Genomic DNA, 20,529 nt, shown 5'->3' on the forward strand with positions numbered 1-20,529 from the left:
CTTCTGGGTTTCGTCTCATCATCCTGGTAAGGAGACGTCAAAAAAGGGACAAAACCCATGAAATCCATAATCGAGCGGAACGATGCCGCGTACGACGCGGAGCGGAGCGGCTTCCAGCTCCTGGTCACGCATGAGCCCGACCTGATCGTCCCCGCCACCGACCCCGACGACGTCCGGCAGGCCGTGGCCCGCGCCGCGGCCGCGGACCTGCCCGTCGCCGTGCAGGCCACCGGCCACGGCCTCCCCGTCGCGGCCACCGGCGGACTCCTGATCACCACCGGCCGGATGAACGGCGTCCGCGTCGACCCGGTCACCGCCACGGCCCACGTCGAGGCCGGCGCGAAGTGGGAGCGGGTCATCGAGGAGGCCGCCCGCCACGGGCTGGCCCCGCTGTCCGGCTCGTCCCCGAACGTCGGCGCCGTCTCCTACACGCTGGGCGGCGGCATCGGCCTCATGGCCAGGCGCTACGGGTACGCGGCCGACCAGGTCCGCGCCGTCGACGTGGTGACCGCCGACGGCGAGTCGCGCCACGTCACTCCGGACGACGACCTCTTCTGGGCCCTGGCCGGCGGGCGCGGCAACTTCGGCGTCGTGACGGCCATGGAGATCGGCCTCGTCCCGGTCACCACGCTGTACGGCGGAGCACTCTGGTACGACACCGACCACCTCGAAGCCGTCCTGCGGACGTGGCTGGACTGGACGGGCTCGCTGCCCGACGAGATGACCTCGTCGATCGCGATCATCCCGTTCCCCGACGTCCCGCAGGCCCCGCCGCCGTTCCGCGGCCGGCGCGTGGCCCACGTCCGCGTCGCGTACACGGGCGGCGCCGAGGAGGGCGAGGAACTGCTGCGCCCCCTGCGCGCGGCCGGCCCACGGCTGGTGGACGCGGTCGGCGAGCTGCCGTACACGGCCTCGGACTCGATCCACAACGACCCCACCGGCCCGGCCGGGTACTTCGCCACGCACACGCTCCTCCGCGAGCCCCCCTCTCCGGACGGCCTGCTCGACGCCCGCGACCTCGTGGTCGAGGTTCGCCACCTCGGCGGCGCGCTGGCCAAGCAGCAGGGCCACCCCAACTCGGTCGGCAACCGGGACGCGGCCTACTTCGCCGCCGCCTTGTCGCCCGGTCTGGCCCCGGGCACGGACACCAGCGCTCTACGCCCGGCTCACGACCGCGTCGCGCGTGCGCTGCAGCCGTGGGCGACGGGTGGGCAGGTGCTCAACTTCCTGTACGGCGACAACGCCGCACCAGATCAGGTGCGCAAGGCGTACGAACCGGAGGACTACGAACGCCTGAGGCGGCTCAAGGCCGAGTGGGACCCGCGGAACACGTTCCGCCTGAACCACAACATCCCTCCCGCGCAGTGATCGGATAGTCAGGACACATGTCCGATCTGCGCGCCCGAGGCCTGCCGGCCGGCTGAAGCCTCGGGCGCGCGTTCAGATGCCGACCGGATGCCAGACGGTCTTGGTCTCCAGGAACCGCGTCATCCGCCCGATCCCCGGATCGGCCGCCCAGTCCTCCTGGGCGGGGCGCAGGACCCGCTTGAGGTTCTCCGCCGCCGCCTGCTCGCACGTCAGCGCCAGGTCGGCGTCGGCGACGCCGGTCAGGTCGAGCCCGTTGACGTCCATGTGCGCCGCCAGCCAGGGCGCGATCTCGGCCTGCCGCCCGGTCAGCACGTTGACGACGCCGCCGGGCAGGTCGGAGGTGGCCAGCACCTCGGCCAGGGTGATCGCGGCCAGCGGCGCCGGCTCGGAGGCCACGACGACGCAGGTGTTGCCGGTGGCGATCACCGGCGCGACCACCGACACCAGCCCGAGCAGCGGATCGGCGGGCGCGACGATCGCGACCACGCCGGTCGGCTCGGGTGAGGACAGGTTGAAGTACGGACCCGCGACGGGGTTGGCCGCCCCGTGCACCGAGGCGATCTTGTCGGACCAGCCCGCGTACCAGACCAGCCGGTCCACCGCGGCGTCCACGGCCTCCAGCGCCGCCTTCTTGCCGCCCTGTCCAGCCGGGGCGAGTTCCTCGGCGAACTGCGCGCGCCGCCCCTCCAGCATCTCGGCGACCCGGTAGAGGATCTGCCCCCGGTTGTACGGGGTGGCCCCCGACCAGCCGGGGAACGTCTTGCGCGCGGCCACCACGGCGTCGCGGGCGTCCTTGCGCGAGGCCTGCGAGGCATTGGCGAGGAATTCGCCCTTCGGCGAGGTCACGGGGTAGGACCTCCCACTCTCAGAGCGCGGGAACGCCCCTCCGATGTACAGCTTGTAGGTCTTTCTGACGGACAACCTACTCATCGCCCCGACCTCTCCACGTGGACTCCTGCGACATCTGGACCGGCACGAAGACCTGGCCGCACCGGCTCACGCCGCAGCGGTGGGCGAACCAGCCGGTGCGTACGGGACGCCCGGCCCGGGCGAAGGCATGGCCGCGGGTGGCCTGCGCCCGCCGTTTGCTCCGTCGCGGGCGGCGGTGTTCACACGTCAAGGTAGGCCTCCAACCCGAGCAACCCGCCCTCGCGGCCGTACCCGGACTCCTTGTAGCCGCCGAAGGGTGAGGCGGGGTCGAACTTGTTGAACGTATTGGCCCAGACCACGCCGGCCCGGAGCTTGTCGGCCATCCACAGGATGCGCGAGCCCTTCTCCGTCCAGATCCCGGCCGACAGCCCGTACGGGGTGTTGTTGGCCTTCTCGACGGCCTCGGCCGGGGTGCGGAAGGTCAGCACGGACAGCACCGGGCCGAAGATCTCGTCCCTGGCGATCGTGTGCGACTGCGCGACGCCGGTGAAGAGCGTCGGCGGGAACCAGAACCCGCGCTCGGGCAGCTCACACGCCGGTGACCAGCGCTCGGCCCCCTCCGACTCGCCGATCTCCGACAGCTCCCGGATCTTGGCGAGCTGGTCGGCGGAGTTGATCGCGCCGACGTCGGTGTTCTTGTCCAGCGGGTCGCCCACGCGCAGCGTGCCCATCCGGCGCTTGAGCGCCTCCAGCAGCTCGTCGCGGATGGACTCCTGCACCAGCAGCCGCGAGCCCGCGCAGCAGACGTGGCCCTGGTTGAAGAAGATCCCGTTGACGATGCCCTCGACGGCCTGGTCGATGGCGGCGTCCTCGAACACGATGTTCGCGGCCTTGCCGCCCAGCTCCAGCGTCAGCTTCTTGTCGGTGCCCGCCACCGAGCGCGCGATGATCCGGCCGACCTCGGTGGAGCCGGTGAAGGCCACCTTGTTCACGTCGGGGTGCGCGACCACGGCCGCGCCGGTCTCGCCCGCGCCGGTCACGATGTTGACCACGCCCGGCGGCAGGTCGGCCTGCCGGCAGATGTCGGCGAACAGCAGCGCGGTCAGCGGCGTCGTCTCGGCCGGCTTGAGCACCACCGTGTTGCCGCAGGCCAGCGCGGGCGCGATCTTCCAGGCCAGCATGAGCAGCGGGAAGTTCCACGGGATGACCTGCCCGGCCACGCCCAGCGCCTTGGCACCGCCCTGCCCATTGGTCGTCCTCCGGCCGAACCCGGCATAGGCCAGTTTGTCCGCCCATCCCGCGTAGTAGAAGAAGTGCGCCGCGACCAGCGGCAGGTCCACGTCGCGCGACTCGCGGATGGGCTTGCCGTTGTCCAGCGACTCCAGCACGGCCAGCTCGCGGGCCCGCTCCTGGATGATGCGCGCGATCCTGAACAGGTATTTCGCCCGCTCGGCGCCGGGCAGCGCGCTCCAGACCCCGAACGCCTTGCGCGCGGCCTGCACGGCCCGGTCCACGTCGTCGGACGTGGCAGCGGCGATCTCGGCCAGGGGCTCCTCGGTCGCCGGGTTGATCGTCTTGAAGGAGGGACCGGAGCCGTCTGTGAACTCGCCGTTGATGAACAGCCCGTACGACGGCTTGATGTCGACGACGTCGCGTGACTCGGGCGCGGGTGCGTACTCGAAGATCGCCATCATCAGTCCAGGGTGAAGTAGTCGGGGCCGGCGTACCGTCCGGTGGCCAGCTTCTGCCGCTGCATCAGCAGGTCGTTGACCAGCGAGGACGCGCCGAGCCTGAACCACTCGGGCGTCAGCCAGTCGTCCCCGGCGGTCTCGTTGACCAGCACCAGGTTCTTGATCGCGTCTTTGGTCGTACGGATGCCGCCGGCCGGCTTGACCCCCACCTGCCGTCCCGTCGCGTCGCGGAAGTCCCGTACCGCCTCCAGCATGATGAGCGTCACCGGCAGCGTCGCGGCCGGGGACACCTTGCCCGTCGAGGTCTTGATGAAGTCGGCGCCCGCCAGCATCGCCAGCCACGACGCCCGCCGCACGTTGTCGTAGGTCGCCAGCTCGCCGGTCTCCAGGATCACCTTCAGGTGCGCCGCGCCGCACGCGGCCTTGACCGCGACGATCTCCTCGAAGACCTTCAGGTAGTCGCCGGACAGGAACGCTCCGCGGTCGATCACCATGTCGATCTCGTCGGCGCCCGCGGCGACGGCCAGCGCGGTGTCGCTCACCTTGACCTCCAGCGACGAGCGCCCGCTCGGGAACGCGGTCGCCACCGAGGCCACCTTCACCCCCGATCCGCGCAGCGCCTCGGCGGCCACGGCGACCAGGTCGGGATAGACGCAGACGGCCGCCACCCTCGGTGCGTCGCCGCCGGGGCGCACGGCCTTGGTGCACATCGCGCGCACCTTGCCGGCCGTGTCGGCGCCCTCCAGCGTGGTCAGGTCGACCATGGAAATGGCCAGGTCGATGGCCTTGGCCTTGGCGGTGGTCTTGATCGATCGGGTGCCGAGCGTCGCCGCCCGCTGGTCCGCGCCGACCCGGTCGACACCGGGCAGGCCGTGCAGGAATGCCCGCAGTGTCGCGCCTGAGGCGGCGACCTCCGCGAGCGAAGTCGTCATAGTTGACACCATCACAGCATCGCCGACCAGGGCCATGTCCTCCAAACCGGACCGCCCTAGGGGGTCCTAGAGCGCTCGCGCCGCAGGTCCTAGGTATGCCGGGCCTTACCGGCGCCCAGAGATAAGGCATCCATCCGATGTGGCGTACGGGGCCTTAGGAGGAGTCTTAAAGGTGTCAGGAAGACGCACGAAATATCAGGAGACATGCGATGCATCCCGAGATCGAATACGAACTCATGAAGAACAACGCGAGCGAGCTGCGCAAGGCCGCGGCCGACCACCGGCGCGTACGCGAGGCGGAGAAGGGCAACAAGTCCGAGCGCCGCTCGATCTTCGGCAAGCGCCGTTCCTCATGAGCGCCCCACGAGAGCCCGGCCACTACCTCCCTCGTGGCCGGGCCTCCATGCCCCCATAGAGCCCGCCAAATAGCCGCTAAATGCGTCGAAAGCAATCAATGAGGCATGACATGCTGGATGACATGCGGGGACGTTATGTCAGTCCCGTCTTCGTCGGGCGGGAAGAGGAGCTGGCGGCCCTCTCGGAAAGCTTCGACGAGGCGCGAAAAGGCAAAGTGACAGCCGTCCTGCTCGGGGGCGAGGCCGGCGTCGGCAAGACCAGGCTCGTGCAGCGCTTCACCGAACGATGCGCCGCCGACGGCGCTCATGTGCTGTTGGGCGCGTGCGTCGAGCTGTCCACCGAGGGCCTGGCGTACGCGCCTTTCACCGCGGCACTGCGGCAGCTCGTCAGGGAGCAGGGCCCGGCCGCGGTCACCGCGCTCCTCCCTGAGGGCGCCGAGCGCGATCTGGCCCGGCTGCTGCCCGAGTTCGGCGAGCCCAGCGGCGACGGCGAGACCGACACCGGCCGCGCCCGGCTCTTCGAGCAGTTCCTCACCCTGCTGGAGCGACTGTCCGACAGCCGCCCCACTGTCCTCGTCATCGAGGACATCCACTGGGCCGACCGGTCCAGCCGCGACCTCATCGCCTTCCTCAGCCGCAACCTGCACATCCCGCAGGTGCTGATCGTCATGACGTACCGCTCCGACGACCTGCACCGGCAGCACCCGCTCCGGCCCGTGCTGGCCGAGCTGGGCAGGGTCAACGGTGTGCACCGGCTCGACCTGCCCCGCCTGTCGCGCGACGAGGTGGCCCAGCAGATGACCGGGATCCTCGGCAGGGTCCCCGAATACGGCAGCGCCGCGAAAGTCTACGAGCGCAGCGAGGGCATCCCGCTGTTCGTCGAGGCCATCCTGGAGTCCGGCGTCGATTGCGCGTTCCCCGAATCCATGCAGGACCTCATCCTGAACTCCGTCGAGCGGCTGCCCGAAGAGACCCAGCGGGTGCTGCGCATGGCCGCGGCCGGCGGCATCCGAGTCGGCCACGCGCTGCTGGCCGCCGTGAGCGGCCTGTCCGACGTCGAGCTGGAGACCGCGTTACGCCCGGCCATCGCGGGAAACGTCCTGCAGGTCGCCGACAACCGCGCGTACGTCTTCCGGCACTCCCTCATCCGCGAGGCCGTGCACGAGGAACTGCTGCCCGGCGAGCACCAGCGCCTGCACGCCAGGTACGCCGAGGAGATCTCCAAGGACCGCAAGCTCGTCCCGATGGGCCGCGCCCCCGTCGAGCTGGCGCACCACTGGTACGGGGCCCGCAACGACCTGTGGGCGCTGATATCCGCGTGGGAGGCGGCGCGGAAGTCGTTCAAGGCGTTCGCCTACACCGAGGCCGTGCCGCTGCTCGAACGCGTGCTCATGCTCTGGGACCGGGTGCCCGACGCCGCCGAGCGCATCGGCGCCGACCACACCGGCGTGCTCGAGCGGGCGGCCGAGGCCGCGAACGCCGGCGGCGAGGTCGACAAGGGCATGAAGTTCGTCAAGGCCGCCCTGTCTGAGCTGGACGAAACCAGGGAGCCGGGACGCGTCGCGCAACTGATCGTGCGGCGAGCCGGGTTCAAGACGTCCAAGGGCCATACGAACGTCACCGATGACCTCAGGCACGCCCTCCGGCTCGTCCCCGAGGACAGCCTCGACCGGGCCGAGGTCCTCACCCCGCTGAGCCGCCACCTCATGCTGCGCGGCGAGATCGAGGAGGCCGGCGAGATCATCGCCGAGGGGCTGAGACTGGCCAGGGAGCACGGCGACCGGTGCCTGGAGGCCGACCTGCTGCTGAACCTGGCGCTCGGCCACTCCCTCAGCGGCGAGCTCGAATCCACGATCATGGTGAACGAGCAGGCGCTGGAGATCGGCCGGCAGGAGGGCTCCGGGCGCATCATGACTCGGGCCATCGGCAACAACATCGACGCGCTGATCGACATAGGCCGTTCGGAAGAGGCCGAGCGCCTGTCCGAGCAGGGCTGGGAGATCGCCAAGAAATACGGCAGGCTCCGCGGCAGCGGCCTGTTCATCATGAACAACTGGGCCGAGGCGCTGGAATCGCTCGGCCGCTGGGACGCGGCCATCGAGATCGTCGACACCGCGCTCAACCACGGCCCCCACCTGAAGACCAGATACGCCCTGCTGCGCGTCCGCGCCGACATCGCGCTGGCGAGGGGCGAGCTGCAGCTGGTCGAGAGCATCCTGTCCGAGATCGGGGTGCTGAAGGACCGCGCGGAGGACTGGGTCCAGGACATCACCAGCAACGCGCGCCTGCGCATCGGCTGGCACCTGCTCAGGGGCGAGCCCGGCGACGCCCTGGCGGTGGCCGAGCGCGTGCTCGCGCGTCCACGGCAGTCGAGCAAGGCCATGCTGGGCTGGCGGCTGCTGGCCCTGCTCCGCGGTGTCTGCGACGCCGCCGAGGCCACCGAGCCGGAGCGCGCCGCCGCGGTACGCGCGCACGCCGCCGAGGTGGCGTCCGAGCTGTCGGTCATCGGGCCGGTCGTGGAGGCGTACCGCCTGTTCTACATCGGCGACTTCGACGCCGCGGCAGCCGGCTGGGAGCGGCTCAAGCGCCCGCACAACCAGGCCAAGGCCCTCCTGCGGGCCGCCATGGCGGCGGCGCGGAGCGGCGACCGCGAGGGGGCGGCGACCCGGCTGAAGGCGGCCCTGCCGCTCGCCCAGGAACTGCGGGCCACCCCGCTGATCGAGGAGATCGAGACGCTGTCGCGGCGCGTGGGCGGCGGCGCCCAGCAGGCGCAGGAGACGTCGGAACTGCTGACGCCCCGCGAGGTGGAGGTCCTCCGCCTGGTCACGCTGGGCAGGACCAACCGGGACATCGCCACCGAGCTGTTCATCTCCGCCAAGACGGTCAGCGTGCACGTGTCCAACATCCTGGCCAAGCTCGGCGTCACGACCCGCGGCGAGGCGGCCGCCGCCGCCCACCGTCTCTCCTTGATCTCGTAGTCCTTCAGGGCAGCACGGAGCGCACCGCCTCCTCGGTGCGCCCCATCACCGCGGACCCGTCGTCCGCGGTGATGATCGGGCGCTGGATGAGGATCGGGTGCTCGGCCAGAGCGGCGATCCAGCGCTCCCGAGCGGCTCGGTCGCGAGGCCAGGTGTCCATGCCCAGTTCCTTGGCCACGTTCTCGTCCGTCCTGGTGATGTCCCACGGCTCCAGGCCCAGCCGCCCCAGGACCTCGCGGAGCTCGTCCTCGGTCGGCGGATCGTCGAGGTAACGGCGCACGGTGTACTGGGCGGACTCGGCGTCCAGGATCGAGAGTGCCGACCGGCACTTGGAGCAGCGAGGGTTGATCCAGATTTCCATGACTCCATGGTGACCAACGATCCGGCGTCATCACCGACAGATCGCTATCACCGATAGATCGCTTCCGCGAGCAACACCACGCCGAAGATCGCGAACGCCGCGGCGGCACCGTACCGGATGACCTTCTCCGGCAGGTGCCTGCCCAGCAGCCGCCCCACGAGGATGGCCAGGGCGTCCGCCGCCACCATGCCGACCGTCGATCCGATCCAGGTGCCGACCCAGCCGTGCTGCGTGGCCAGGGTGATGGTGGCCAGCATCGTCTTGTCGCCCAGCTCGCTCAGGAAGAACGCCACGGTCACCGCGATCAGGGCGCTCCTGGTGACGCGCTGGGCCTTGCGCGACTCCTCCTCGCTCAGCTCGTCGCCGCGCAGCGTCCACAGGGCGAACCCGAGAAACGCCAGCCCGGCCACCACCGAGATCGCCGTCATCGGCAACGCGTCCCCGATGAGACCGCCGAGCGCCACGCTCACCAGGTGCACGACGGTCGTGGCGATCGTGATGCCCAGGAGCACGGGCCAGATCTTGAAACGGGTCGCGAACGTCATCGCCATCAGCTGACTCTTGTCGCCGAGCTCGGCCACGAAGATGACGGCGAGGCTGATCCAGAACGCTTCCAACGGTCCTCTTCCGCGCAGCCGGGCCGGAAGCAGGAACCCGGGGAGTTTCGGGCACGGCTTCGGCCCGGCAGCGTCTTGTCGACATCACTACCAGGCCGAAGGTCTCGTCCGCCCGTGAAGGCCCATGTGACCGGGCGCGATGTCGCGCCAGTATGTCGATCACACGATTGGGACTACTCCCCTTCGGGTATTCCAAGCCACCATAACAGCCCGGACCGGGCGCCTATTCCACGTACTTCATGGGTGAATCGCCCCGCGAGCCTTCATGGGTGAATCGCCCCGCGAGCCCGAACCTGAGAAGGAAGGCCTGACCGAGGCCAGGTCGGCGATCAGGTCGCGCACGACCGCGGAGGCGGCCGTCTCGGGTGTCGTCACGCTGCCCACGCGCCGCATCGGCGCATCCGCTCCCAGGTCGGCAAAGGCCACCTTGCCGCCCGCGCCGGCCACCGTCAGGCGGGGGACGATCGCCGCGCCCAGCCCGTGCCCGATCATCGAGAGCACCACGCTATCGTCCTGGACCGTCATGTCCCCGGGCGGGATCCAGTCCTGAGCGGCCAGCCGGCGCCGCGTCTGCGTGGAGCAGTTCTCGTGCCAGGCGATCATCGGCAGTGCCCGGGGGTCGGGGTGGCCCGCCGGATGCACCAACACGTACGGCTCGGTGAAAAGCTCCCTGGTCACCAGCCCGGGCAGCCGGACGGGCAGGGTGACCATGCCGACGTCGGCGCGGCCGTCGAGCACCTCCCCGGCGATCCCCCTGCCGAGGTCGGGCACGACGCGCACGTCGACGGTCATCTTCGGATGGCGGCGGCCGAAGCGGATCAGCGCGGCCGGCAGCAGGTGCGCCGCCGCGCTGCGAATGACCGGTTCAGCGGACGCCGGCCGCGCACGACTAGTCGTCCAGGGCGCAGCCGACCAGGACCGGCTCGTTGACGAGCGTGACGCCGAACTTCTCGCGCACCCCGTCCCGCACCTCACGCGCCAGCGTCAGCAGGTCGGCGGTCGCGGCGGTGCCGGTGGGGTTGGTCAGGGCGAGGGTGTGCTTGGTGGAGATGCGCACGGGTCCGCGCTCGTATCCCTTCGGGAAGCCCGCCTGCTCGATCAGCCACGCGGCCGGCACCTTGAGCGACCCGTCGGGCGTCTCCCAGCGCGGATGATCGGGCGCGCGGGTCGCCAGCTCCGCCGCCTCCTCCGCCGTGAGCACCGGGTTGGTGAAGAACGAGCCGGCGCTGCGGGTGTCGGGATCGTCCGGGTCGAGCACCATGCCCTTGCCGCGCCGCAGCCCCAGGACGGCCTCACGGGCCTGCGCCAGGGGCACCCGGCCGCCGAGCTCGGCTCCGAGCCTTCCGGCCAGTTCCTGGTACGCCACGGGTCCTGACATGTCGGAAATATCTAGCGCGTACGTCACCGCCAGCACCACATACCGCGCCAGATCACGCTTGAACGCGCTGTTCCGGTAGGAGAACCCGCACTGCCGTGCCTCCAGATCGACCACATGCCGGGTAAGCCGGTCGTAGGCCCGCACGCACCTGATGGTCTGGGAGACCTCCTGCCCGTACGCCCCGACGTTCTGGATGGGCGTAGACCCCACCTGACCCGGAACGCCGGACATGCACTCGATGCCCGACCAGCCCTCCGCCACCGCCCGGGCCACCAGCGGATCCCAGTCCTCGCCCGCCTCGACCGTGACCACCGCCTGCTCGCCATCGCGCGAGACGGCGACGCCCGAGGTCGCCACCTTGACGACGAGCCCGTCGAATCCCTCATCGGCCACCACGACGTTGCTGCCCCCGCCGAGCACCAGCGTGGGCACCGCTTTCTTGTCGGCCTCGGCGATCAGCGACACGAGCTGCTCCGCCGTGGTCGCCTCGGCGAATTCGCGGGCGGGACCGCCCAAGCGCAGCGTGGTATACGGGGCGAGCATCTCCATGGGCATCTAGCTTAGGAGGCACCCAGGATGCGCCGCACACCGTCATAGTTGCGCCGCGACTCCCGCTCCAGGTAGTCGGCGGGAACGTCATGGGCGCCCAGCCGCTCCACCGGCAGCGGTCCAGGAGGCACGACCAGCTCGCCACGCAGACCGAGCGACAGCTCCAGGTCGGCGTTGCGGCCGTAGTGGGCGTCCTCGGGCAGCGCGCCGAGCGCCGCCGACCTGCGTACCGCCATGAGTTCACCGGTCAGCGCCCGCACCCGCCCGGGACCCGCCTCGTGGACGCCTCCGCCGGACGGCTCCGCGCCCCGCCACCCGGCCGCCACCGCCCCTTCCGCGACGGCGGCGACCAACGGCGTCAGCGCGTCGCCGCGCAACATGACGGAAGTCTCCATCAGCACGTGCACGTCCGACTCGTCCAGGCGCAGCAGCTTGGCCCGGCTCTCACCCCAGGTCGCCGTGCCCCCACGCCAGTGCGGCCGCTCGATCACGTGCCAGACGGCGATCCGGTCCGGGTACTGCTCCGCCAGCCGGTCCAGCACGTCGCCGACGCCGTCGATGTCGCCCAGATCGAGCGCGAGCACGTTCGCTCCTGTGTGGTCCATCACCGACTGCACGCACGCGCGGACGTCCGCGGGCCAGCCGTCCACGAGCAGCCCCACGGCGGCCGTGACGTCCCTGATCTCCACGCGTTGCCGCTCGATGTTGACACCGAGGTCGTCGAGGCGGTTCGTGGCCAAAGTGGCGTCCCACGCGCGCTGGGCGTGCAGCATGTCGGAGCCCGGATCGCCGCGCTGGCCCGGGTCGCCGGAGAAACCCAGCTCGGCGGCGGGATTGGGGCGCGCGTGCGTGCCGGACGGCTTGGCCCCCGCCGTTCCCACGCCGGTCGCCACGCCGTCCCTGCGGGCCCGGCCCGCCTCACCGGCCGCGGCGCCGCCCGCCGTGTCACGTCCGGTCCCGGAGCCGCCCGCCACCTGCTCCAGCCGGGCCGGCCGCAGCCGGCCCGGAGACTTGGCGTCGGTCACCGCGGACACGGGAATCGACCGGACCGTTGGCCATGCCTGTCGCGCAGCTTCGCTCATAGGCACACGGGTACCCGAGAGCCGCCCGACATATCATGACCCGTCAGGCCAGCTGGACGACCGCCCGCGCCTTGGACAGCACCCTGGCCTCGCCCGATCTGGCCGTCAGCCCGATGACCACCCGCTTGTCCTCGAGTTTCTCCTCCACGACCCCCATCACCGAGATCGTCGCCCCCTGATCGTCATCGGGCACGACCACCATGGACGAGAACCGCACCCCGAAGTCCACCACGGCCCCGGGATCCCCCGCCCAGTCGGTGACGAACCGCCCGGCCTGCGCCATCGTGTACATGCCGTGCGCGATCACGTCGGGCAGGCCGACCATCTTGGCGAACCGCTCGTTCCAGTGGATCTGGTTGAAGTCCCCGGAGGCCCCGGCGTACATCACCAGGTTGAGCCTGCGCACGTTGTAGTCGACGGCCGGGATCTCCTGCCCGACCTCGACGTCGTCGTACTTCACCGTGGCGCCCATCAGCCGGCCCCTCCGCGCTCGACGATCGTGTTGTAGGTGACGCAGACCGGCTCGCCCTCGACGGTGGCGACCTCGCTGCGCACGGTCAGCAGCTCGTTGCGCCCGGCGGTCCGGATGTCGGTGATGGTGGCAGTGGTGACCAGCTGGTCGCCGGCGTGGATGGGGCGTACGTACTCGAAACGCTGCTCGCCGTGGACCACCATGGCGAAGTTCAGCCCCAGGTCGGGATCGACCAGCGCCTCGCCGCCGCTCTGCAGACTGAACACGATGGGGAACGTCGGCGGCGCGATCACGTCGGGGTATCCGGCGGCCTGGGCGGCCTCCTTGTCGCGGTAGACCGGGTTGCTGTCGCCGATCGCGGCCGCGAACTCTCTGATCTTCACCCGGCTGACCTCGTAGGGGGCGCTGGGCGGGTAGTTCCTGCCCACGAAGTCACGGTTCAAGGCCATCAGTGCTCCCTCGCAAATGTCCTTCGTCCGAGCGCTGCTGACGCAGACGGTAACAGAACAAGGTTCGGCTGTCGCCGGTGATGGCCGGGTTTTTACGAGGGGCCGGACACGACGAACCGGCGCCCAGTCGAGGACGCCGGTTGTGCGATATGCAGGATGGAGAAGTTGCCCAGAGCGCTATCGGGTCTCGCGGTGCGCGCGATGCGTGCGGCAGTTGGGGCAGTACTTCTTCAGCTCAAGCCGATCCGGGTCATTGCGCCGGTTCTTCCGCGTGATGTAGTTGCGGTGCTTGCACTCCTGGCAGGCCAGCGTGATCTTCGGCCTAACGTCGGTGGCAGCCACTTGGGAGTGCCTTTCTACGTTCGGGACATGGACACGCCCATGCCCAGGTCGGTCGACCTGGGATTGGGCAGTAGCGGAGGCCGGACTTGAACCGGCGACACAACGATTATGAGCCGTTTGCTCTGCCTGACTGAGCTACTCCGCCTTTGGGCCGGTACGGACCCAGCCCCGTAGAGGATACCCGACCCAGGGAGCAGATTCGTAACGCACCTGATCGGGCAAGGTCCTCCCAGTATGCCTCAGGAACCCCCGAGAACCGAAATCCTTTGCCCGTCCCCGCCCCCGAGCGGAGAACCCGGTCAGACTAGCAGCGGGCGGTCAGGAACGCGAGCGCCTCGTCGCACCGCCGAACTGCGCAGGCCGAGCGGGGCCGCCTGCCGCCACCAGCCCATCATCGGCAGGCGCGCGGCGTCCTGATGTCCACGCCCGAACGCAGCTCACTGGGACGCCGCCTCTTGCCCGGCACAGATCACGAATCCGTACGTGGTGGCGAAGGCGCGCATCGCCCGCTCCCTGGGGTCCGGCTGCAGCGACTGGTCCACAATGCGCTGGACCGCCTCCAGGTCATGCCTGTCGAGAGCGGTGCGGGCCTGCTCCGCGTAGCCGCTCAAGTCGGTGGCGATGAGGCGGGCCGGCTCGAGGAAGCGCGCGTTCACCTGCTCGGCGTCCTCCTCCGGCGGCCGGATCGCGGCGATCCGCCCGATGGCGGCCTTCATGGCGATGGCGGACCGCGCCAGCTCTGCCACCTGCTGCTGCGCGGTGTCCACCGGGAATCGTTCGGTGTCGGTCTGCCGCTCGGCGTCATGGCACACGGCGTCCACGGCCGCGATGTAACGACGCTTCTCGGCGGCCGCGTCCTCTTCCGGCCAGGCCGCCTGGGCCCAGGCCGCCGCGGCCACGACGGCCGTGGCCGCGAACATCGTGGCCGCGGCGGCCGTGCGTCTGGAGATGTTCACCTGTCACTCCTTCGGAACGGGCCCTCGGGGCCGGGAGGTCCGCCGGACGTCCCGGCCCCGAGGGCGTCACCTTGGTCTCGCCGGGGTCAGCAGGTGATCCGTCGCTGCGCGCTGTGCTTGAAGTTCTTCGCCTTCCCGCCTCCCTGGGCGATCCAGCCCTTCGTGTGGTTGCGGTAGAGCTGGTTGCCGCCCGAGCACCTCCAGGACGGCTGCAGGGTGACGGTGAACGCGCGCTTGTTCACGTAGTGGATCTTGTGTGCCTTGTTGCGCCAGACGCCCACGCCCCGGTACTGGTCCAGGCGGGCGTCGACGTGGCCACCGCGGCCGATGGGACCGCGGTAGGCACTGCAGTGGGCGATCGTGGAGATCTTGATGTACCTGCCGCTCTTCCAGGGAGCGGCCATCCTGATGTAGCCGTCGCTGCACGGGAACCAGTAGGCGCTCGCCGCGCTGGAATCCGCGGTGCCGGCCGTCGACGCGGTGAGCTCGCTCGACGCCGAGACCTTGCTGTCCGCACTGGCTGCTCCGCCGATCAGCACTGCTCCCGCGAGCGCTGAGGCGATCATCGCCGCCCGGACCTTCGTCCTGGTCATTGCCTCTCCTCAAGTGAGGTGTCCTTGACGAGAGGAAGGTAGGCCGGGGCGTGTTGAGGATCTGTTGAGTCTCCGTCAAGCCGCAGGGGCACCGCACCAGGAGCGCCATGGTCAGGGCACCCTGTTACACGGGATGGTCAGCGCAATGCCTGCAAACGCGAAACGCCCGGCCCCAAGAAACCTTGGTCCGGGCGCATTACCTGCTCAGAACGAGAGCCCCCAAACGGAATCGAACCGTTGACCTTCTCCTTACCATGGAGACGCTCTGCCGACTGAGCTATAGGGGCCTGTCCGTCGCTGCGGACAGGTGTAACCATACACGGCGCTCAGCGATGATGCGAACTGATTCCGGCTCGTACGATCCCCTCCGACGCCTGCTGCGCCGGCAACTCGATCACCTCGCACAGATCGGCCAGATCGACGTATTCAGCCACCTCCGCCACGGTCGAGCAGTCGGCGACCACCCACCCGTTCCTGCGCACGCGCAGCACCTGCCGCCCGGCTCGCACGGCGCTCACGACCTCATAGCCGTCCAGACCGACCCATCGCCTTTCCATAGCGGCACAGAGTAGCCTCCGGGTCTCTCAATTTCCGCCACGCCACAGGCGTTACAACTATGCCGACTTGGCAGACATCGAGTACCGGTAGAAGCCCGCGAAGTCCTTCAGGCGTGAGATGTCGTCGATCCGCACCATGGCGCCGGTCTCGGGCGCGTTCATCATCTTGCCCCGTCCCAGATAGATACCGACATGGTGGGTTTTGACCCGCTTTTTCGTGATCTTTCCGAAGAAGATGAGGTCGCCAGGCACGGGCGCCGCGTCCACCCGGCGCATTCTCCGTACATGATCGTTGGTGTTCCCCGGCCCCAGCACGTCCTTACCGTGCGCCAGCGCGTACACCCACCGGGCGAAGCCCGAGCAGTCCAGCCCGCGTGTCCTCGCGGCCGGGCAGGGCTTGATCCGGCCCTTGTAACCCCTGCAGGTGCCGTTCGACGGCCCGGGCCGCTCCGCGTGGCCGCCACCCCACGAGTACACGATCCCGCGCTGCTCGATCTCGTACGCGATCCGCACGATCAGCGGCAGCGCCCGGGTCGCGAGCGGCATGGAGGCCGTGGCGGTCAGCATGACCAACGCCACCGCCACGGCTAACCGCCGCCGCCTCATCCCGTCCCCCTCGAACTCCTCGAGCTCCGCGAGCTTCGTGGGCCTCGGGATTCATCCTGCACTATCGGCTTTATCCCGCTTTGAGGGTGAGTTTTACCGAACCGACGGTGACGTTGATGCCGACCGTCCCCCTCGGCTTGCGCGGCTTGGTGGTGAAGGTGAACGTCACCTTCTTGCCGCGCGGCAGTTCGTCGATGGTGCAGCGCACCGCCGTGCCGCTGAACGTGCACCCGGGCGCCGCCCGCACCACGTGCTGCCCGCCGAACGTCCGCCCGGCGAGCTTGACGTTCGTGACGGCGTGCGGGCCGGTGTTCGCGACGGTGACCGTGTACGTCTTCCTGCTCCGCGCCGCTCCCTTGACCGTCACCTCGGCCGGCGGGTTGGTCATGGCCTTGAGCTGGGACTCCGAGCCGTTGAACAGGTTCCCGCCGCCGACCAGCGGCCCCTTCTCCGCCGCCTGCCAGAACGTGTGCCTCTTCCAGCTCTTCGGCAGCTCCCCCGGATCGTCGCCCCAGCGGGCGAGCCAGAGCGGGTTGGACCTGAACTTCGTGGAGTTCCCCGTGCAGGTCTGCCACCAGCTCGTGGTGGTGTAGATGATCGCGTGCCGGCCGGTCCGCTGGCGGTACCGCTTCGTGAAGTCCTTCAGCCAGGTGACCATGTCCTCTGGGGACAGGTCGTAGCAGTTGTTCTTGCCGTTCTTGTCCTTGTAGGGGTTGTCCTCGATATCGAGGACGCCTGGGAGGGTCTGGCCGTCGGCGACCCAGTTGCCGCCGTTATGCACGAAATACTCGGCCTGGGTCGTCCCATCGGATTCGTGCGGTTGCGCAAAGTGATATGCCCCGCGAACCAGTCCGGCCGAAGCGGCGCCTCCGTACTGAGCGTCGAAACGGGGATTACGGTAGTTCGTCCCCTCGGAGGCGTGCACGAACGCGAACTTCGCACCCTCGGAGGCCACGCTTTCCCAGTCGATGTCGCCGGTCCAGTTACTGACATCGATCCCGGCAACGCCGTCGGCCGCCTGCGCGACCCCGCCACCCATCCCAAGCGCCATAATTACCGCGAATAACCCCAGACGTTTCACGCGCAGATCATTGCGGAGCCTCACACAATTCCGCAAGTCCAGAAATATAGAGCGCTTTCGAGGTATCGAGCCAATACACCGGCCCCAAGCCTCCGGGCCTTCGCCAGGCCCGTCAGGACGACAGGCCGTAGCGGTGCCGGCCACGGGCTCACCATCACCGCGCCGCGCCCGGCGCCGGCCGGCAGCGTCCACATGCTCTCCCCCGCGGCCGCCCCAAGCCGCCGGCTCCACTCCCGCACGCCCATCCCGGCGGGCCGTTCACCAGCACCACAAGCATGACCTTGAAAATAACCCGCCGTATATCGGAAAACAGCACTTCAGGGCCCCTGAAATCGCCGCCGTCAGCACATCGTCCGGCGTGACGTTTTTGCAGGTCAGAGCCCTATATGAATGTTGTGTTCGCGTTTGCCAAAGCCGGTTTCCCCTGCTCAAACTGGATGCGATCCACCATCGAGCCCCCGACCTGGGGTTTCTTCGCCATGCCCGCAGGAGACCAACCATGATCCACACTCGGGGCCTGACCCGGACGTTCAAAGTCAAGAAGGAGTCCGTCGAGGCCGTCCGCGGCATCGACCTCGACGTCGAACCCGGTCAGCTCGTCGCGTTCCTCGGCCCGAACGGCGCCGGCAAATCCACCACACTTCGCATCCTCACCACCCTCCTGCCGCCCACTTCCGGCACCGCCACCGTGGCCGGCCACGACGTGGCCACGGACCCGGCGGGCGTACGTTCCCGCATCGGCTACGTCGGCCAGCGCAACAGCGCGGGCGAGGACTTCCTGGTCCGCGACGAGCTGGTCACCCAGGGCCGCTGCTACGGCCTGCCGGTCAAGGAGGCGGCGGCGCGCGCCGACGAGCTGCTCGACCTGCTCGAGCTGAGGCCGCTGGCCAAGCGGAGGCCCGGCACGCTCTCCGGCGGCCAGCGCCGTCGCCTCGACATCGCGCTGGGCCTCGTCCACCGCCCCGACCTGCTCTTCCTCGACGAGCCCTCGACCGGCCTGGACCCCAAGAGCCGCGCCGAGATCTGGCAGCACATCCTGCGGCTGCGGGAGACGTACGGGACGACGTTGTTCCTGACCACCCACTACCTGGAGGAGGCCGACAACATGGCCGAGCGGGTGGTGATCATCGACAACGGGGAGATCATCGCGGACGGCACCTCCGAGCAGCTCAAGAACGACCTGGCCGGCGACCACATCGCACTCACCACCAGCACGGAGGAGGAGGCGCGGAGGGCCGCGGAAACGGCCGGAGGCACCGCGGAGGGCACGACCGTGCGCCTGCGGGCCGCCAACGCGGCCGCCGCGCTGCCGGAATGCCTCCGGACCCTGGACGGGGCGGGCATCAAGGTCACCACCGCCGAGACCGTCCGCCCCACCCTCGACGACGTGTTCCTCGCTCTTACCGGGAGAAGCCTCACCGATGATGACATTCCTGCGTGACACCGCCACCGTTTTCTCCCGCGAGTTCAAGCCTTCGCTGCGTGATCCCTACGGGCTGCTGTTCGAGATGGGGCAGCCGTTGCTGTTCCTGCTTCTGTTCGGCTCGCTGCTGGACGGGGCCATGGGCTCGTCGTGGCAGTGGTTCGTACCGGGGATCCTGGTCATGATGTGCCTGACGGGGCCCATGTCCGCCGGATACACGCTGCTGGTCGAGCTGATCGGCGGCTCGATGGAGCGCATGCTGGTCACGCCGCTCAACCGGACGGCGATGCTGGTGGGCCGGTCCGCGAAGGCGGTGATCGTCCTTCTGGTCCAGGCCGTGCTGATCATCCTGCTGGCGATCCCGCTGGGATTCGAGCTGCACGCGGCCGGCGTCCTGGCGGGTCTGGCCCAACTGGTCGTCTTCGGGGTCGGGCTGGGCGCGTTCTCCTTCGTCCTGGCCATCAAGTCGGCCCCGAGCGGCACGCTGTTCTACGTGGTCAGCCAGTCGATCCTGTTCCCCCTGCTGCTCCTGTCGGGCGTGCTGCTGCCGCTGGAGACCGCTCCGGGGTGGCTGCGGACGGTCGGGCAGTTCAATCCGGTGACGTACATCGTGGACGCCCAGCGCTCCCTCTTCTCCGGCGATCTCGCCGCCCCCTCCATCCTGTACGGCACCGCGTCCGCCTGCCTGATCGCCGCGGCCGGCTTGTGGCTGGGCAACCGCACCCTGCGCCAAGGGGTCGTCTAGGGACTGATCGCCAGGAACAGGAACGCCGCGAACAGCACCAGATGCACCCCGCTCTGCATGAGCGTCGCCCGCCCCGGCACGACGGTGAGCGTGGAGACGACGATCGTCAGGGCGAACAACACCAGGTGAGTGCCGCCGAGCCCGAGGAACAGCGGCCCGTCGAGCCAGATCGACGCCACCGCGATGGCCGGGATGGTCAGCCCGATGCTGGCCATCGCCGACCCGAGCGCCAGGTTCAGGCTGATCTGGACCTGGTCGCGCCGGGCCGCGCGGACGGCGGCGATCGTCTCGGGCAGCAACACCAGCAGTGCGATCACGACGCCCACGACGGCCTGCGGCAGCCCGGCCGACGACACCGCCAGCTCGATCACCGGCGATTCGATCTTGGCCAGGCCGACCACCGACACGAGCGCGACCAGCAGCAGCCCGAGGCTGGCCAGCGCGGTGCGCCCGGAGGGCCGGGGCGCGTGGTCATCCGGGTCGATGGGCGCGCCGTCCCGGGCGACCGGCAGGAAGTAATCGCGGTGGCGTACGGTCTGGGTCACCACGAACAACCCGTACAGCGCGAGCGAGACCACCGCCGCGAAGCCCAGTTGCGCGGGCGAGAACGCCGGTCCCCGTGCGCTCGTCGTGAACGTGGGGAGCACGAGGCTCAGCGTGGTGAGCGTGGCCACCGTGGCGAGTGCCTTGCCCGTGCCCTCCGCGTTGAATGCCGCGATCCGCCGCTTCAGGGTGACGGTGAGCAGGGACAGTCCCACGATGCCGTTGCAGGTGATCATCACGGCCGCGAACACGGTGTCCCGGGCCAGCGTCGCGGTCTGCTCACCGCCGGAGATCATGAGGCTGACGATCAGCGCCACCTCGATCACCGTGACGGCCACGGCCAGCACCAGCGAGCCGAACGGCTCCCCCACGCGATGCGCGATCACCTCGGCGTGGTGCACGGCGGCCAGCACCGCGCCGGCCAGCAGCAGGGCCACGACGATCACCAGCACGGCCGGTAGCTCGCGGCCCCAGGTCAGCCCCAGCGCGAGCAGCGCCAGAGCGGGGATGAGAACGGTCCACAACCTCGCAACGTTACGGATCATGTACAGGGGGCTCTCCTATCTCGATACGAGTTTCA

General features: G+C 69.5%; 22 protein-coding genes and 2 tRNA genes. 5 read left to right on the forward strand and 19 right to left on the reverse strand.

The genetic code is table 11. The features are described 5' to 3' along the window. Window positions 1-57: 57 nt before the first annotated feature. Entirely contained in the window at window positions 58-1,368 is a 1,311-nt protein-coding gene (locus tag ACIBX3_RS47095; RefSeq protein WP_397127216.1) for an FAD-binding oxidoreductase, read from the forward strand. A gap of 72 nt (window positions 1,369-1,440) precedes the next feature. Here the strand turns inward: ACIBX3_RS47095 and ACIBX3_RS47100 are convergent, their stop codons facing one another. From ACIBX3_RS47100 to deoC, 3 genes are all read right to left on the reverse strand, one after another. Beyond that, the gene (locus ACIBX3_RS47100; RefSeq protein WP_397127217.1) at window positions 1,441-2,298 is read right to left on the reverse strand and encodes an aldehyde dehydrogenase family protein; all 858 of its coding nucleotides are present in this window, start codon (window positions 2,296-2,298) and stop codon (window positions 1,441-1,443) included. 179 nt (window positions 2,299-2,477) lie between these two features. Then, window positions 2,478-3,929, reverse strand: coding sequence for an aldehyde dehydrogenase family protein (locus ACIBX3_RS47105; RefSeq protein ID WP_397127299.1), 1,452 nt, complete (start codon window positions 3,927-3,929; stop codon window positions 2,478-2,480). A 2-nt stretch (window positions 3,930-3,931) separates the two neighbouring features. Beyond that, window positions 3,932-4,861, reverse strand: a complete 930-nt coding sequence (deoC, locus tag ACIBX3_RS47110; protein ID WP_397127218.1) for a deoxyribose-phosphate aldolase — start codon at window positions 4,859-4,861, stop codon at window positions 3,932-3,934. A gap of 209 nt (window positions 4,862-5,070) precedes the next feature. Here deoC and ACIBX3_RS47115 point away from each other — a divergent pair, with 209 nt between their 5' ends. Next, window positions 5,071-5,217, forward strand: coding sequence for a hypothetical protein (locus tag ACIBX3_RS47115; protein ID WP_397127219.1), 147 nt, complete (start codon window positions 5,071-5,073; stop codon window positions 5,215-5,217). 122 nt (window positions 5,218-5,339) lie between these two features. Then, on the forward strand, window positions 5,340-8,195 hold the full coding sequence (locus tag ACIBX3_RS47120) for an ATP-binding protein (protein ID WP_397127220.1): 2,856 nt from the start codon (window positions 5,340-5,342) through the stop codon (window positions 8,193-8,195). A 4-nt stretch (window positions 8,196-8,199) separates the two neighbouring features. On the opposite strand, the gene ACIBX3_RS47125 is transcribed toward ACIBX3_RS47120, so the two are convergent. From ACIBX3_RS47125 to ACIBX3_RS47195, 15 genes are all read right to left on the reverse strand, one after another. Further along, on the reverse strand, window positions 8,200-8,556 hold the full coding sequence (locus ACIBX3_RS47125) for an arsenate reductase family protein (protein ID WP_397127221.1): 357 nt from the start codon (window positions 8,554-8,556) through the stop codon (window positions 8,200-8,202). Between the two features lie 47 nt (window positions 8,557-8,603). Then, complete coding sequence (locus ACIBX3_RS47130) at window positions 8,604-9,173, reverse strand: TMEM165/GDT1 family protein (RefSeq protein WP_397127222.1); 570 nt, start codon at window positions 9,171-9,173, stop codon at window positions 8,604-8,606. Between the two features lie 237 nt (window positions 9,174-9,410). Then, a complete protein-coding gene (locus ACIBX3_RS47135) occupies window positions 9,411-10,148 on the reverse strand; it encodes a substrate-binding domain-containing protein (protein WP_397127224.1) in 738 nt (245 codons plus the stop codon). Then, window positions 10,063-11,100 carry a UDP-N-acetylmuramate dehydrogenase gene (locus tag ACIBX3_RS47140; protein WP_397127225.1) on the reverse strand — a complete coding sequence of 346 codons (1,038 nt, stop codon included), beginning with the start codon at window positions 11,098-11,100 and terminating at the stop codon, window positions 10,063-10,065. Before ACIBX3_RS47140 ends, ACIBX3_RS47135 begins: the two co-directional genes overlap by 86 nt. Before the next feature lie 11 nt (window positions 11,101-11,111). Next, window positions 11,112-12,125 carry a hypothetical protein gene (locus ACIBX3_RS47145; protein ID WP_397127226.1) on the reverse strand — a complete coding sequence of 338 codons (1,014 nt, stop codon included), beginning with the start codon at window positions 12,123-12,125 and terminating at the stop codon, window positions 11,112-11,114. A 100-nt stretch (window positions 12,126-12,225) separates the two neighbouring features. Then, window positions 12,226-12,654 (reverse strand): MaoC family dehydratase, encoded by a 429-nt coding sequence (locus tag ACIBX3_RS47150; protein WP_397127227.1) that lies wholly within the window; start codon window positions 12,652-12,654, stop codon window positions 12,226-12,228. After that, window positions 12,654-13,103, reverse strand: coding sequence for a MaoC family dehydratase N-terminal domain-containing protein (locus ACIBX3_RS47155; RefSeq protein WP_397127228.1), 450 nt, complete (start codon window positions 13,101-13,103; stop codon window positions 12,654-12,656). The genes ACIBX3_RS47150 and ACIBX3_RS47155 overlap by 1 nt, the downstream gene beginning before the upstream one ends. A gap of 177 nt (window positions 13,104-13,280) precedes the next feature. After that, window positions 13,281-13,445 (reverse strand): 50S ribosomal protein L33, encoded by a 165-nt coding sequence (gene rpmG / locus ACIBX3_RS47160; protein ID WP_101786011.1) that lies wholly within the window; start codon window positions 13,443-13,445, stop codon window positions 13,281-13,283. Between the two features lie 71 nt (window positions 13,446-13,516). Next, window positions 13,517-13,590, reverse strand: a tRNA-Met gene (locus ACIBX3_RS47165). Between the two features lie 292 nt (window positions 13,591-13,882). Next, window positions 13,883-14,401 carry a hypothetical protein gene (locus ACIBX3_RS47170; RefSeq protein WP_397127229.1) on the reverse strand — a complete coding sequence of 173 codons (519 nt, stop codon included), beginning with the start codon at window positions 14,399-14,401 and terminating at the stop codon, window positions 13,883-13,885. Between the two features lie 86 nt (window positions 14,402-14,487). Beyond that, window positions 14,488-14,994, reverse strand: a complete 507-nt coding sequence (locus ACIBX3_RS47175; protein WP_397127230.1) for a hypothetical protein — start codon at window positions 14,992-14,994, stop codon at window positions 14,488-14,490. Window positions 14,995-15,208: 214 nt separating this feature from the next. Next, window positions 15,209-15,281 (reverse strand) — tRNA-Thr (locus ACIBX3_RS47180). A gap of 39 nt (window positions 15,282-15,320) precedes the next feature. After that, window positions 15,321-15,551 carry a transposase gene (locus ACIBX3_RS47185; protein ID WP_397127231.1) on the reverse strand — a complete coding sequence of 77 codons (231 nt, stop codon included), beginning with the start codon at window positions 15,549-15,551 and terminating at the stop codon, window positions 15,321-15,323. Window positions 15,552-15,608: 57 nt separating this feature from the next. Then, window positions 15,609-16,157, reverse strand: coding sequence for a C40 family peptidase (locus ACIBX3_RS47190; protein WP_397127232.1), 549 nt, complete (start codon window positions 16,155-16,157; stop codon window positions 15,609-15,611). A gap of 70 nt (window positions 16,158-16,227) precedes the next feature. After that, window positions 16,228-17,196: a GH25 family lysozyme gene (locus tag ACIBX3_RS47195; RefSeq protein WP_397127233.1), complete on the reverse strand. Its 969-nt coding sequence runs from the start codon at window positions 17,194-17,196 to the stop codon at window positions 16,228-16,230. 541 nt (window positions 17,197-17,737) lie between these two features. Between ACIBX3_RS47195 and ACIBX3_RS47200 the strand changes: the two genes are divergently transcribed. Both ACIBX3_RS47200 and ACIBX3_RS47205 read left to right on the forward strand, forming a co-directional pair. Next, complete coding sequence (locus ACIBX3_RS47200) at window positions 17,738-18,679, forward strand: ATP-binding cassette domain-containing protein (RefSeq protein WP_397127234.1); 942 nt, start codon at window positions 17,738-17,740, stop codon at window positions 18,677-18,679. Continuing rightward, window positions 18,660-19,406 carry an ABC transporter permease gene (locus tag ACIBX3_RS47205; RefSeq protein ID WP_397127235.1) on the forward strand — a complete coding sequence of 249 codons (747 nt, stop codon included), beginning with the start codon at window positions 18,660-18,662 and terminating at the stop codon, window positions 19,404-19,406. The genes ACIBX3_RS47200 and ACIBX3_RS47205 overlap by 20 nt, the downstream gene beginning before the upstream one ends. On the opposite strand, the gene ACIBX3_RS47210 is transcribed toward ACIBX3_RS47205, so the two are convergent. Next, a complete protein-coding gene (locus ACIBX3_RS47210; protein ID WP_397127236.1) occupies window positions 19,403-20,494 on the reverse strand; it encodes a calcium:proton antiporter in 1,092 nt (363 codons plus the stop codon). The two genes, ACIBX3_RS47205 and ACIBX3_RS47210, sit on opposite strands and share 4 nt — an antisense overlap. Window positions 20,495-20,529 lie beyond the last annotated feature (35 nt).

It is taken from the genome of Nonomuraea sp. NPDC049480 (assembly GCF_044465905.1).
GTDB lineage: Bacteria > Actinomycetota > Actinomycetes > Streptosporangiales > Streptosporangiaceae > Nonomuraea.